Raw genomic sequence first — 12,535 nt, forward strand, 5'->3', positions numbered from 1 at the left:
CATAGCGTTACTCCCATGAACATCACCACTGATCAGGCCACTATCGACACCGTCACCCTCGAGGTGACCGACCCCACCGCCGCGGCCGCCTTCTACGCCGCCGCGTTCGACCTCGGCGACAAGCTGCGCGTCCGCGCCTCCGACGCGCCGACGACCGGCTTTCGCGGCTTCATCCTGTCGCTCGTCGTGTCCCAACCGAGCACCGTCGACAGCCTCGTCGGCACCGCCCTCGACGCAGGCGCGACGACCTTGAAGCCGGCCAAGAAGAGCTTCTGGGGCTACGGCGGCGTCCTCCAGGCTCCCGACGGGACGATCTGGAAGATCGCGACATCGTCGAAGAAGGACACCGGCCCGGCCACCCGCGAGGTCGACGACTTCGTCGTGCTCTTCGGCGCCGACAACGTCAAGGCGACCAAGCAGTTCTACGTCGACCGCGGCCTGACCGTGGCAAAGAGCTTCGGCAGCAAGTACGTCGAGTTCGACGCCCCGTCGTCGTCGATCAAGCTGGCGCTCTACGGGCGCAACGCCGCCGCCAAGGACGCCGGTGTCGCGCCGGAGGGCACCGGGTCGCACCGCATCGTCATCGGCAGCAATGTCGGCCCGTTCGCCGACCCGGACGGATTCGCTTGGGAAGCAAGCTAGCCGAGGCTGAACGGTTGGCCCCAGAGGGTTTCGGAGTCGTCCATGACGTTGTCGTGCATCGTGACGGTCGTGTAGGCGCGAGCTTCGGCGGCGCCTGCGCAACCCTCAACGGACAGTGTGTGATTCACGTACTGGGTGATGCCCGAGGTGCCGGTGAACGTGTAGTCCTCGATCTTCTTGTCGGGCACCCGGCTACGGCACCAGCAGATACCACTCCGCGAACGTGCCCTGGATCGGCCAGGAAACCCCCATGACCTTGGCCGGACCCATGCCGACCCACAGATCCGCCGTCACCGTGTCCCCCGGCCCCGCATCGGTGCCGACGTAGACATCCTGCGTCCGCACACCAGCCGACCCCACCCAGCCCAACTTCACCTGGTTGCCGCACGGACCGCGCCAATACCCCCGCGGCGTCACATGCGCCAGCACGTGTCCTGGCCGACGCGGAGCCGCCTCTAGCGCTACATCAATCGCACCCGCACAAAAGTTCACATCGCCGAAGGAGTACAGCGTCGTGCCGATCGTCGCGAATTGCGGCAGCGGATCCGCCTGTGCCGGCGCCCCCACCACTCCGGCAAACAGCACAGCGAGCACCGCCGACACCACTCCCCCCAACATTCGCCGCGCCCTCATCAGTTGAATCCCTTCCCACATAACGACATTCGCGGCCGCACCACTGGCTTCACCACACGGCCGCACACACCCAGCGATAACGCCCCATTGCGCAGCCGCACTCATTGCAGCAGTCAGCGTATCGAAACAACGCACCAATGTCGGCAACGTTAAGATCCACCTAATCGCTCCTGAAGTTCAGCTCCCCCAACAGAATTCGCTTGAACGCAACCACCGAACTCGACTGGAATGCCGAGACCGGAAATGCCCCCGGTCAGCAAACTCAGAAGAGGTCCGAGTGTGCGCATTCGCGACCGCACGGGCCCCGACGGAGTAAAGAGGCCGCCGCCCTTGTTGTAGCGCTTGTTATCGTCACGAGTTCACCGCAGAGAGGGGACGGGAGCTGATGAGCCTTCGTCAGTACGAGTACGCCCTGGCCGTTGCCGAGCATGGCTCGGTGACGGCGGCGGCGGAGCTGCTGCACGTCGCTCAACCTTCGATGTCCCAGCAGATCCGTGGGCTGGAGCGGGAACTCGGCGTGAAGCTGTTCGAGCGCACGCCGACCGGGCTGGTGCCGACGGTGGTCGGCCGCGCGTTCCTGCGGGAGGCGGAGGTCGCGGTGAGCGCGTCGCGGCGGGCGCGGGCGACGGCGCGGGCCGGTGTCGACGAGTTGGTCGGCGAGCTGGTGGTCGCGGCGCAGATGGGTTTCGGCACGCGGCAGCTGCCGGGCGCGCTCGGCGTGCTGCGTCGCCGCTTCCCGCGGCTGGAGGTCACCGTCTTCGAGGAGCCGAGTTCCGCCGAGCTGGACCGGCTGTGCCGCCAGGGCGTGTTGGACCTCGCCCTGATGGCGGAGTGCAAGCGGACCCCCGCCGACGCCCACCACCTCGGCGACGAGGAGTTCGTCGTGGTGCTGGGCGCCGGGCACCGCCAGCTCGCGGCGGACCGGGTCGACCTGCGCGAACTGGCGGGGGAATCGTGGGTGCGGTTCGACCGCGACAGCGCGCTCGACCAGGTGCTGCTGAATGTGCTGCGGGACAACGAGTTGCCGCCGACCACGGTTGCCCGCGTGTCCCAGACCGCGACAGCGGTGCGCTGGGCCGCCCAGGGGCTGGGGGTGACGCTGGTTCCGGCCTCCGCGGTGCCCGCCGGTCACGAGCACCTCGTGCGCCCGGTGTTTCCGGCCGTCTCCCAGCCCGTCATCGCGGTGGTCCGGCAGAGCGCGGGACCCGCGGAGACGGCCCTGCTCGACCTGTTGGGCCAGGCGAACTGGTCCGAGTCCGCTTCCCTCGCACCGGTATCCAGCTAGGCGATGGCGCCACCGGCGTCGACGTGGAGCGTGGTGCCGGTGATGTAGCTGGCACGCGGAGAGGCAAGAAAGTAGATCGCCTCGGCGATCTCGTGTGCCTTCGCCGTCCGCTTGATCGCCAAACCCTCGGCCATGCCTTCGTTGCCCTCTTCACCCCATTCCGCCAGCACGCCCTCGGTGCGGGTCGGCCCCGGAGCAACGCTGTTGACCCGTACGCCGCCCTCGGCGAACTCCACCGCCCACGTGCGGGTCAGCGAATCCAGCGCGGCTTTCGACGCACTGTAGACGGAGGCGGTCGAGAAGCCCTTGACCGCCGCGAGTGAGCTGACGTTGACGATGCTGCCCGCGCCCTGCTCGAGCATGTGCGGCACGAGCGCGGCGACCAGAAAGTAGGCACCGCGCACATTGGTGTCGAAGACCCGCTCATAGTCCGGCACGCTCTGCTCGACGGTGAGTGCAGTGGGGAAGGTGCCCGCATTGTTGACGAGGATGTCGACCGGACCGCTCTGACGAGCTAGTTCGGCGACCGAGTCCAGGTCGGCCACGTCGGCCGGGATGAATCGGACCAGGCCGTCCTCCTGCGCGGCGCGCTCAGCGTTCTTGCCGCGCTGGACGTCGCGGCCGGTGATGAGAACTTCAGCTCCCGCGCGGGCCAGCAATCGAGCGGTGGCTAGACCGATGCCCGAAGTTCCGCCGGTGACCAGTGCGGTTTTGCCTTGCAATTCCATGGCATGTGACCTTTCGTGGTGCTATTCCGGAATGCGGTCAGCCGATGGGGTATTCGCCGCCGTCGATGATGAGATTCCGCCCGGTCAGCCAGCTCGCTCGGTCGGACGCGAGGAACAGCACCGCGTTGGCGATGTCGTCGGGCTGGCCATCGCGCCCCAACGGCACAGGAGAGTCGGTCTCGGTCGGAGCCTCGGCGTCCTGGCCCGGCGCGCCATCCAGGCGTGCCCACAGCTCCCGCGTTGCTTCGCCGCCGGGGGTGGCGGTTCGGCCAGGCGACACGGTGTTGACCCGGATGCCGAACGGGGCCAGCTCCAAAGCCATTCCCCGGCTGTAGTTCTCCAACGCCGCCTTCGCCGCCTGGTAGTGCAGGAACTGTCCGATCGGGGTGAGCACCGCGGCCGAGGAGATGTGCACGATCATCCCCGAACGTCGTTCCCGCATGCCCGGTACCAGCAGCGCGTCCAGCCGCACCGACGCCAGGAAGTTCAGGTCCAGCGCGTCCTGCCACTCCTCGTCCGGAATGGCCAAAGCCTCCTTGTGCGGTCGGGCGCCACCCACGTTGTGGACCACGATGTCCACTCCGCCGAGCACCTCCTGCGCGGCCGCGGCGAGCGCCTCCGCGCCGGCCCGCGTCCGCACGTCGGCTTCTACAAAGGTGGCCCCGTCCGGCACCGTGCTCGTCGCCGACCTGGCGGTGGTGAGCACCTCGGCGCCCGCGTCGAGGAGTTGGCGCACGATGGCCGCCCCGATTCCGCGCGAACCACCCGTGACCAGGGCTCGCTTTCCCTTGAATTCTTGCGTTCCCGTTCCGTTTCCGATCGTGGTCATGCCACCGGCCCTCTCGATACGTGTTTGTCCGCTCGACGGAAGAAGGATTTGTACACAGAGCGCGAATTCTCGGAGAAATCGCGGTGCGCACTTCGTCGAACTGTTTCACGGTACGTTCGGGAAAGAACGAGAAGCAAAGACGTAAATGCAGTGGGTGCCATAGGAAGTTCCTATGCACTCGACCCCTTCGGCCTGTGACCTGGCCCTATGCCGGTGTGGCAGCTGGCATTTCCAGTCATCGAAGGCTCCCGAACCTGGAGGATTCACGATTATCGTATCGCCGAGTTCACGATAAGAGACGAGTTACGAACTACATGTTCTACACGCGGCATTTCGGCGCATTTCCGGCGCCTCTCCAATTCCGCGACTGTGTGATAGCGCAAACGCGCCCATCGACTTACGGAGTGTCGGGTCGAATTCTGCGCGGCTTGGCCATGCGCCGAATACCCGCGGCCGGGGCATCAGCAGCAGCTCGTTTCCGCCGCAGTGCGGCGAGATCGACGACGCTCCCGTCGTGCTCGGCACCACCCGGTTCGCCCTCCGGAGCGGGGTGCTGCGCGAGGTTGGGGTCGACCGGCCACGCGCCGGTCTCCCGCTGCAGTTCCGATCGCATTACCGGCCTGGTCGGTGCGGCATCGAAGACAGACCCGCCCTCCGACTGCCAAGTCTTGCGCGGACGCTCGCTGACGTCCTCCGTCATCCGCCGCGGACGATGTGGCAACCGGATGAGTTTCGACGCACCGTCGCCCGCCTCGGGACGCTCGGTCTCCGCCGCCTTCTTGCCTTCCAACTTCTTGCGTAGCCGTTCCACCGCATCGAACCTGTTCTCGCCGTCACTCACGTCCCTAGTCTCCCTCGAGACGGCCGCAGCCGTTTTCTACCCCATCCCCAGACGGGCCAAACCGAGCCGGCGAACGTGACGTCTATGCCAGCCGTATACACCGTCGAATCGGTCGACCCCCTCCGTACAGCATGCCTGTCCCCAGCACGTCGATCCCGATGGACTTCTTTTGCCCCCAGTTTCCGGAAAATCGACAAGCTGTGCGCGTTCGATGAGATCAGTCGAATGGAAGTGTATGAGCGCTATTCGTACGGGACGAAAGCTCACAATCCGCCACCGGACACACCCACACCGTTATCGGCCGCGCCATCCGGGTGTAATACATTGCCGCTCTCAATGATTCGCACGGCGGGCGGCCGCGCATAAGGTCAGCGGTCGTCCCCAGCGAGGTAATCGGCGAGGATACGCACTGCAGCATCGGTACCGCCCGCCCGCTGGACGAGTTCGCCGAGTTCGACCGGAACGACGGCGGCCTGCCGCTTGTCGCGACTGGTCAGGAAGTACATGCGGTGTAGTAGGCGCACGTTGTTGATCAGCTCGGACAGGTTGGCGCGGGCGACCGCGATGGGTTGTTCGTCACTATCAGTGTCCACAGCGGGAAGAATAACATTGGGTCTTGATGTACGTTGCGACGCGAGGTTCAGCTGAATGCACCAAATACGTTCTGCAACAAAATATTCGGGCACGCCTCCAGCGAGCCGCGTGACACGTTCGCCTTGGAGGACTTCATACCGATGGCTTGGATGGTCCGCGCCCGGTATGAAATCCTCAGTGCAGCAATAGATTTAGGTACTAATGGCCGAAACTGCCTGTGCACGCACAGCGGTGTCGGCGCCACCCGTTCGACTCTGACCGGTCCGCGTTTGCGAACCGGTGCGGCGCCTGGTCGACGAAATGCCCGTGCGTCAGGTCTTTTTGGGCGGTCGGCCACCGTGGCCGGGCCTGGCGGCGTGCCATGCGTCGATGGTTTCGGGTAGCCAGCCGCGAGTCGTTCCGCGCGGCACAGTGCCGTCGTCGTTGACCGGCCCGACGAGGACATCAGGTGCGGGGATCTTGTATTTGCTGAGGGTTGCCGAATCGACGCCGATGCGTTCGGCGAATTGCGCACGGCTGAGGTAGACGGCGGGGTGCTGAGTGTTCGACATGTGGCTCCTCAGCGGGTCCGGCGGCGTTCGGCATCGACGAGGAGCGCGGTGACGACGATCCATCCCAGTGCATAGATCACAGCGCGAACCGGGTTCCAGTTGGTGAACAGCAACGCCAGCGCCAACACGGCCAGGCCGATGGATAGGGCCGCGGGCCTGATCGAAGTCTTCATAGTCATGATCATTCACTGTCGAGGTCGATCACGGTTGGACAATTACCCAGGTATAACGAAGCCATGTCATCCACAGTCGTAGACCAGTCGTTCACCGGCCCGGAAACCATCGGCCGGTACACCTCTCCGCAGTTCGTGACCAACGGCGACGGCGGGATCCGGTCGTGGCTGTCACCGATCGTGTCCACACCGTTGGGGCTCCAGTTCAGCTACACCGCAATGGCCGTCGACCTGGCCGTGTCACTGCTCGACCACCGGGTGAGCGTCGTGATCACCCTCGACGGAGCCCCGGTGGACGTTGCCACGGAATACACGAGCAAGACGGCCTGGTCGCGTGCCGACTTCACCGTCCGCAACCGGAACGCACAGCCGATCGAGCGTTCGGTCGATGTCGCGATCACCCTCACCGACATACGCGCGGACATCAGCCACACGATCGACTTCCAGCTGATCTGATCACGCACGGGCAGTAGCGTTCTCGTCATGTCTGAGATCACCGCGCAGCAATGCGTAGACATGCTGTTCGAGGCGACGGGTCAACGGATCGGGGCCGGAACGTTCCGCTCCTATGCGCACCGCGGCTATGCCCCTACGCCGGTACGACACATCGGCAGGACGCCGGTGTGGGACGACGCGGAGATCACGGAGTGGATCAGTGCGCGCCCCGGCCAAGGCAGCCGTACCGATCTGAGTGGGTAGCACTGCGGTGTCCGCGGGCTCGGTTGCGGCTCAGGCGAATTCGTGGCCAATGGATCAGCGCGGTCGGCGCAAGCCCCCGATGAGCAGTCGGACCAGTCGGCGGGCGCTGTAGCGGGGATCGGCGCCCGCGCCCGCGCAGAGGCCGCCGACACCGCGCATGAGTTCGGAGGCGTCCTGACCTGCGGAGATTTCCCCCGAATCGGCTGCGGCATCGAGTAATTGCGTGCACACCGGCACGAGCCGATCGAGGAAGTAGGAGTGCAGGGGGTCGAAGCAGGGGTCGTCGGATTGCAGCACGGTGGCCAGTCCCTGCTTGGTGATCACGAAATCGGTGAACGCCTCGATCCAACTCTGTAGCGCCGCATAGGGACTCGCGCTGTCTGCCAGCAGGGCGGGACCCAGCTCGGCAAGGGATTCGACCTGGTGTCGGTAGACGGCGACGATGAGATCCGCGCGCGTCGGAAAGTGACGGTAGATCGTGGCCGTCCCGACACCGGCCTGCGCCGCGATTTCGCGGATCGGCGCCTCCACACCCGAGGTGACGAAGACCGCGGCGGCGGCGTCGAGCAAGGTTTGCTCGTTGCGTCGCGCGTCCGCCCGCTTGGGTCGAGTCGCACGTCCGGCGTCGCTGTCGTCCATCGAATCCTTCCCTCCGGCACCATGATTGATAAACGGGACCCTGTCCCGTATCGTCAAACGGGACGGCGTCCCGCTTATTCGATCATTGCAGACGAGGGCACCGTCGGCCAAGTGATGCACGGAGGGAGTACGACCATGTCGACCTATCTGCTGGTACACGGCGCCTGGCACAGTGGGCGGTGCTGGGCGCGAGTGGTCCCGCAGCTGGCCTCGGCCGACCACCGGGTCAGCACACCGACGCTGACCGGCTATGGCGACCGGCAGCACCTGCTCGGCCCCGAGGTAGGGCTCGACACCCACGTCGACGACATCGTGACCCTTCTCGTCGAGGAGGACCTCACCGAGGTGATCCTCGTCGGCCACAGCTATGCGGGCCTTGTCATTTCGGCCGTGGCCAACCAGGTCCCCGACCGCATCGCGCATCTGGTCTACCTGGACGCCATGGTCCCCGAAGACGGTGAGACCGCCACTGACGTCCTGCCCGTCACCCAGACGATGATCGAACTCGCGCTGCGGTCCGACAGTGGCTGGCGAGTCCCGCCGCTACCCGAATTGCCGCCGCCCGCAGGCCTTTTCGGCGTCATCGATCCCGCGGATCTCGCGTGGCTACGCACCATGCTCTCCGATCAGCCGGTCCGCTGCCTCCAGCAACCGGTCCGCCTGGACAACCCCGCCGTCCACGCGATCCCCCGAACCCACATCCACTGCACCGCACGCACATCGGCGAGCCCGGAGCGCCGCCCAGTCCCGGCAACCCAACCCAACGGCACGCCCGCACAGGTCTGGGAACTGCCAACCGGCCACGACTGCATGATCACCATGCCGCTGGAACTCACCGAACTACTCCTGAAGCTCGGCTGACCTCATACCGCCACCGGCACCGCAACTCCAGTACTCAGGAACCCCTGCGTGCGTTTGGCGTCGATGTTCCATCCAGTTGGCGCGGTTGTTCATGTGTGCGCCAGGGTGGTTTTCCTAGAGTTTCTTCATGGAATCCATCAGTTACCCCGTGTTTCCGGTCCAGTGCGACATTCAGGTGCGGCAGGGTGACCTCGGCCGGAACGGGGCGGTGAGCACGGTTGGGATGGCTCGCTGGCTGGAGGATGCGCGGATACGGCTGAAGATGCCTCGATTCGAGCGGCTGGTCGGCGCCGGTGAGTTCGGTCCCCACCAGATCATTTTGGTCAGCCAGAGTGTCGAGCAGTTGGCGCCTGTCTATGGCACCGACGCTGATGTGCAGGTGCACACCGGTATTCGTCGTATCGGGCGGTCATCGTTCACTTATCAGCAAGCGGTGTTCGCCGGTGGCGAGCGGGTGGGCAGCGGCGGGGCGACGGTGTTGAATCTCGGTCCGGCGGGACCGCTTGCGCTGCCGGACGAGTTGGTCGCGGATCTCAGCGACTTGTCCGTGCCGGATTCGAGCGAGACGGCAGCGGCCCGTCCGGACGCGGAGCGTCGGCAGCGGGACCACTACGCGTTCTTCGCTCCGCTGCGTGCGCGGATCGGCGACGTCGACATCAATCAGCACGTGAATTACCTTGCCCTCGCCACCTGGTACGACGAGGCTGTCGCGGCGTTCACGGCCGCGGCGATCGGCGAGGGCGGGCTGGTGCCCGACCTGTCACCGTCGTCGTATCGGATCGACTACATCGGCGAAGTCACCTATCCCGGCGACTACGAGATCGGGGTTCTCGTCCGCTCGTTCGATGTCGATTCCGTGCGCTATGAGCTCGGGATCTTCGTCGGCAGTACCTGTTTGGGCATCGCGGACGCGATCGGAGGACGGGGTGTGCTGTCCGCCAGGTCCTTAGGTCCCGGTGGTCCGCGCTGAGCGGGCGTACTCGACGGGCGTTTGGCCGTAGCGTTTCTTGAAGGCGCGGATGAAGTGGCTGCTGTCGGAGAATTGCCAATGCGCGGCGAGTTCGGCGACGCTCGGCGGCCGGGATTGGGCGGTGAGTGCGAGCCGGGCCTCCGCCAGCCTGCGGTGGCGGATGTAGCTGGTCACCGACTCCCCCGCCGAGGTGAACGCCCGTTGCAGGGTGCGCACGGAGACGTTGAGTTCGCGGGCCAGCAGCGCCGGGGACAGCTCGGGATCCGCGAGACGTCGGTCCGCCACTACCTTGGCGGCTTGGATGAGCGCGGGCCTGAGCTCGGGTTCCGTGTCGTCGAATCGGCCGGTCACCACCGCCTTGGCCAGTTCGAGCAGGGCGCCGTGGGCGGCGTGCACACCGGCCTGGCCGAGGTCGGTCACCGTCGCGTGAACCATGTTCGTGTGGGCCAGCAGCAGGCGCATCTCGGCCGTCGCCGCGGACTCGGTGACGCTGCGGTTTCTGAGTCGTGGATCGAACGCGGCGGAGGGCAGCGTGAGGATCTGCACCGTGGTGTGCGGCGCCGCCCCGAAATGCAACGGCGGCCCGTGCCGCAACAGGAACTGCCCGGCCGGCACCGTGTGTTCGGCGCGACCGGTTACGCCGCCCAACGACCATATTCCGCGCCGCACCACGTACATCCGCACCTGATCCGCGTAGCCGTACGGAGTGCCTGCCGTCCGGATGACGGACGCACTGTCGAGATCGGTGATCGCCACGTCGCGCACCTTCGCCACGCGGCTGCGGACCCGGAAGTCACCGGTGGTCGCCTGGCTGAAAGTCGGCAGCGGGAAGGCATCGCCGACCTGCGTCTGCCACCCGTGCCGGAAGACATCGAAGCCGCGCGAAACGGCGCCCGCGACGGTGGAGTCCAGGGTGAACCCTCCGCGCGAGTCGGCGACCTCTGCTCCCGTGCTGTCCATAACCTGCCGATCCGTTCCGTGTTCGCTGTTCGGAGCCTATTTTCACGCTGGCCCGAGTTCAAGCCCACCCGGAGTGCAGGCTCCCTCCGATGCCGTGGACTTCATGGCGCGAATGTTCCATCCAGTTGGCGCAGCGGTCCAAGCGTGCGCGGTGCCGATCTTCCTAGGCTTCGAAGGTAGCCCGATCAGCTGATCGTGGCATCCGCGCGCGGACGAGGAAGCTTGTGAGCCAACAGGATTCAGGGTCGTCGAACTCGTACCGGACCGGGCGACTGAGGAGTCCGCACATGGAACACGAACCAATCGTTCTGGACATCACCGGTATCGACATCCAGGGCGAGTCGGCCCGAATCCGCAGACGAGGGCCGATCACGCCGGTCGTTTTACCTGGTGACGTGCTCGCATGGTCGGTGACCGATGCCGCCGTACTACGCCGACTGCTGACCGACTCCCGCGTATCCAAGGACGCGCGGCAGCACTGGACGGCCTTCAAGAAGGGAGAGATCCCCGCGGATTGGTCGCTGCGCTCGTGGGTCGGCGTCGACAACATGTTCACCGCCTACGGGACCGAGCACCGGCGACTGCGAAAGCTGGTGGCCCCGGCGTTCACCCATCGCCGGACGACGGCGATGCGCCCACGGATCGAAGCGATCACCGGCGATCTGCTGGACCAGTTGTCGGCGATCCAGCCCGGCACGGTGGTCGATCTGCGGAAACGGTTCGCCTACCCGGTGCCGATCCGCGTGATCAGCGAATTGATCGGCGTCCCAACTCATTTGGCCGCCACGCTGCACGCATGCGTGGACAGGTTCTTCGACACCTCGGACACCCGCAAAGAACCACTGGCCAACTACCTCGAAATGTACGGGCTGGTAAGCGAACTCGTCGCGTACCGCAGAGCCGAGCCCGGCGACGACATCACCAGCGTGCTGACCGCCACCTACGACGAAGACGGCACCCGGCTGACCGAGAAGGAACTCGTCGACACCCTCATGCTGATCATCAGCGCCGGGCACGAGACCACCGTAAACCTGCTCGACCAAGCGATTTTCGCGCTGCTGACCCAGCCGCGGCAGCTGGCCGACGTGCTCGAAGGAAGGTCGAGCTGGGCCGACGTGGTAGAGGAGGCGCTGCGTCACCAAGCGCCGCTCGCGCACCTGCCGCTGCGGTACGCGGTCGAGGATCTCGACATCGATGGCTTCCGCATTCCGAAGGGCGACGCGATCCTCGCTTCCTACGCCGCGGCCGGCCGCGACCCCGAGGTTCACGGACCCACCGCCGACGAGTTCGACGTGCATCGCAGCACCACAGGTCAACACCTCGCCTTCGGGCACGGCGCCCACCATTGCCTCGGTGCGCCGCTGGCCCGGCTCGAGGCGCAGGTTGCGCTGCCCGCCCTGTTCGCCCGCTTCCCGGAGCTCAGGCTGGCCGCCGACCCGGCCGAGTTGCGGCCGGTGCGCAGCTTCATCTCCAACGGACATGACCGACTACCGGTCTACTGCATGACCTGAATCCCGGGGAGCTCCAGTTCAACGGCCCGACCTCATCTCGGGCCGTTGATGTCCGCGCGGCCGTGCAGCCTGCACAGATGAAGGCTCCTCAGCGGGAGGTGATTACGGCAGCACGACGCATGCGGGGCCGACGTTGAAACCGGTCCCGATCGTCAGCGGGGTGGCGGTGGAGTAGCCCTCGCCCTCATCTTCCGACACGCGCTCGACGACCCAGACGTGGTGCTGTCCCCGCTTGGCCGGAGTCCAGGTGGTGCTCGCCGTCCCGGACGCATCGGCGACTACGCCGGCCGGCCGGAACGGCGTGTACGACACGTCCGCGTCGACCTCGTCGAGGAAGACCACCTCCTTGCCCGGATCTGTTTGCGCGATGACCGTATAAGAGCAGCCGGTACCGCGGGCGGACTCCGAACTGCCGAAGCCCTGCCCGCGCTCGATACGGATGCTTGTCACGGTTGCCCCCGCCTCGGGCGCGGCAAGTGCGATCGCCGCGGCAATCGCACTGAGCGTTGCCACGGTGGCGGCGATCCTGTTCGAACTAGGCACGATGAATTCCCTTTTCTAGCAACAGATTCCCCTCGAATAGCGGAACTCAGCGAACTGTCGCACAGGCACTGTTCAC

The 12,535-nt window shown here is 65.9% G+C and carries 18 protein-coding genes; 7 read left to right on the top strand and 11 right to left on the bottom strand.

Annotation, left to right across the window (positions count from 1 at the left end; genetic code table 11):
- Positions 1 to 15: 15 nt before the first annotated feature.
- A complete protein-coding gene (locus tag ACQPW1_RS39070) occupies positions 16 to 642 on the top strand; it encodes a glyoxalase (protein WP_433657811.1) in 627 nt (208 codons plus the stop codon).
- On the opposite strand, the gene ACQPW1_RS39075 is transcribed toward ACQPW1_RS39070, so the two are convergent.
- Together ACQPW1_RS39075 and ACQPW1_RS39080 are read right to left on the bottom strand one after the other, a co-directional pair.
- Positions 639 to 830 carry an MspA family porin gene (locus ACQPW1_RS39075; RefSeq protein ID WP_433657813.1) on the bottom strand — a complete coding sequence of 64 codons (192 nt, stop codon included), beginning with the start codon at positions 828 to 830 and terminating at the stop codon, positions 639 to 641. The two genes, ACQPW1_RS39070 and ACQPW1_RS39075, sit on opposite strands and share 4 nt — an antisense overlap.
- 4 nt (positions 831 to 834) lie before the next feature.
- Complete coding sequence (locus ACQPW1_RS39080) at positions 835 to 1,275, bottom strand: hypothetical protein (RefSeq protein ID WP_433657815.1); 441 nt, start codon at positions 1,273 to 1,275, stop codon at positions 835 to 837.
- A 385-nt stretch (positions 1,276 to 1,660) separates the two neighbouring features.
- Between ACQPW1_RS39080 and ACQPW1_RS39085 the strand changes: the two genes are divergently transcribed.
- A complete protein-coding gene (locus tag ACQPW1_RS39085; RefSeq protein WP_433657817.1) occupies positions 1,661 to 2,560 on the top strand; it encodes a LysR family transcriptional regulator in 900 nt (299 codons plus the stop codon).
- Here the strand turns inward: ACQPW1_RS39085 and ACQPW1_RS39090 are convergent.
- The 6 genes from ACQPW1_RS39090 to ACQPW1_RS39115 all read right to left on the bottom strand — a co-directional run bounded on the left by ACQPW1_RS39090 (position 2,557) and on the right by ACQPW1_RS39115 (position 6,276).
- A complete protein-coding gene (locus ACQPW1_RS39090; protein WP_433657819.1) occupies positions 2,557 to 3,288 on the bottom strand; it encodes an SDR family NAD(P)-dependent oxidoreductase in 732 nt (243 codons plus the stop codon). The genes ACQPW1_RS39085 and ACQPW1_RS39090 overlap by 4 nt on opposite strands.
- Positions 3,289 to 3,325: 37 nt before the next feature.
- The gene (locus ACQPW1_RS39095; RefSeq protein WP_433657821.1) at positions 3,326 to 4,117 is read right to left on the bottom strand and encodes an SDR family oxidoreductase; all 792 of its coding nucleotides are present in this window, start codon (positions 4,115 to 4,117) and stop codon (positions 3,326 to 3,328) included.
- A 397-nt stretch (positions 4,118 to 4,514) separates the two neighbouring features.
- Positions 4,515 to 4,958 carry a hypothetical protein gene (locus ACQPW1_RS39100; protein WP_433657823.1) on the bottom strand — a complete coding sequence of 148 codons (444 nt, stop codon included), beginning with the start codon at positions 4,956 to 4,958 and terminating at the stop codon, positions 4,515 to 4,517.
- 368 nt (positions 4,959 to 5,326) lie between these two features.
- A complete protein-coding gene (locus tag ACQPW1_RS39105) occupies positions 5,327 to 5,551 on the bottom strand; it encodes a prevent-host-death family protein (RefSeq protein WP_433657825.1) in 225 nt (74 codons plus the stop codon).
- A 312-nt stretch (positions 5,552 to 5,863) separates the two neighbouring features.
- Positions 5,864 to 6,103, bottom strand: coding sequence for a helix-turn-helix domain-containing protein (locus ACQPW1_RS39110; protein WP_433657827.1), 240 nt, complete (start codon positions 6,101 to 6,103; stop codon positions 5,864 to 5,866).
- A gap of 8 nt (positions 6,104 to 6,111) precedes the next feature.
- Entirely contained in the window at positions 6,112 to 6,276 is a 165-nt protein-coding gene (locus ACQPW1_RS39115; protein ID WP_433657829.1) for a hypothetical protein, read from the bottom strand.
- A gap of 63 nt (positions 6,277 to 6,339) precedes the next feature.
- Here ACQPW1_RS39115 and ACQPW1_RS39120 point away from each other — a divergent pair, with 63 nt between their 5' ends.
- Entirely contained in the window at positions 6,340 to 6,732 is a 393-nt protein-coding gene (locus ACQPW1_RS39120) for a hypothetical protein (protein ID WP_433657831.1), read from the top strand.
- Positions 6,733 to 6,759: 27 nt separating this feature from the next.
- Complete coding sequence (locus ACQPW1_RS39125) at positions 6,760 to 6,975, top strand: helix-turn-helix transcriptional regulator (RefSeq protein ID WP_433657833.1); 216 nt, start codon at positions 6,760 to 6,762, stop codon at positions 6,973 to 6,975.
- 54 nt (positions 6,976 to 7,029) lie between these two features.
- Here the strand turns inward: ACQPW1_RS39125 and ACQPW1_RS39130 are convergent, their stop codons facing one another.
- Positions 7,030 to 7,614 carry a TetR/AcrR family transcriptional regulator gene (locus ACQPW1_RS39130; RefSeq protein WP_433657835.1) on the bottom strand — a complete coding sequence of 195 codons (585 nt, stop codon included), beginning with the start codon at positions 7,612 to 7,614 and terminating at the stop codon, positions 7,030 to 7,032.
- A 135-nt stretch (positions 7,615 to 7,749) separates the two neighbouring features.
- Here ACQPW1_RS39130 and ACQPW1_RS39135 point away from each other — a divergent pair, with 135 nt between their 5' ends.
- Both ACQPW1_RS39135 and ACQPW1_RS39140 read left to right on the top strand, forming a co-directional pair.
- The gene (locus ACQPW1_RS39135) at positions 7,750 to 8,475 is read left to right on the top strand and encodes an alpha/beta fold hydrolase (RefSeq protein WP_433657837.1); all 726 of its coding nucleotides are present in this window, start codon (positions 7,750 to 7,752) and stop codon (positions 8,473 to 8,475) included.
- A 127-nt stretch (positions 8,476 to 8,602) separates the two neighbouring features.
- Positions 8,603 to 9,445 (top strand): hypothetical protein, encoded by an 843-nt coding sequence (locus tag ACQPW1_RS39140; RefSeq protein ID WP_433657839.1) that lies wholly within the window; start codon positions 8,603 to 8,605, stop codon positions 9,443 to 9,445.
- Here the strand turns inward: ACQPW1_RS39140 and ACQPW1_RS39145 are convergent.
- A complete protein-coding gene (locus ACQPW1_RS39145; protein WP_433657841.1) occupies positions 9,422 to 10,405 on the bottom strand; it encodes a helix-turn-helix domain-containing protein in 984 nt (327 codons plus the stop codon). The two genes, ACQPW1_RS39140 and ACQPW1_RS39145, sit on opposite strands and share 24 nt — an antisense overlap.
- A gap of 287 nt (positions 10,406 to 10,692) precedes the next feature.
- On the opposite strand from ACQPW1_RS39145, the gene ACQPW1_RS39150 reads away from it, so the two are divergent.
- Positions 10,693 to 11,916 (top strand): cytochrome P450 family protein, encoded by a 1,224-nt coding sequence (locus ACQPW1_RS39150; protein ID WP_433657843.1) that lies wholly within the window; start codon positions 10,693 to 10,695, stop codon positions 11,914 to 11,916.
- 102 nt (positions 11,917 to 12,018) lie between these two features.
- Here ACQPW1_RS39150 and ACQPW1_RS39155 read toward each other — a convergent pair whose 3' ends face one another.
- Positions 12,019 to 12,459, bottom strand: coding sequence for a hypothetical protein (locus ACQPW1_RS39155; RefSeq protein WP_433657845.1), 441 nt, complete (start codon positions 12,457 to 12,459; stop codon positions 12,019 to 12,021).
- Positions 12,460 to 12,535: the final 76 nt, after the last annotated feature.

The organism is Nocardia sp. CA-128927, from assembly GCF_050955855.1.
In the GTDB taxonomy this organism is placed as follows: Bacteria; Actinomycetota; Actinomycetes; order Mycobacteriales; family Mycobacteriaceae; genus Nocardia.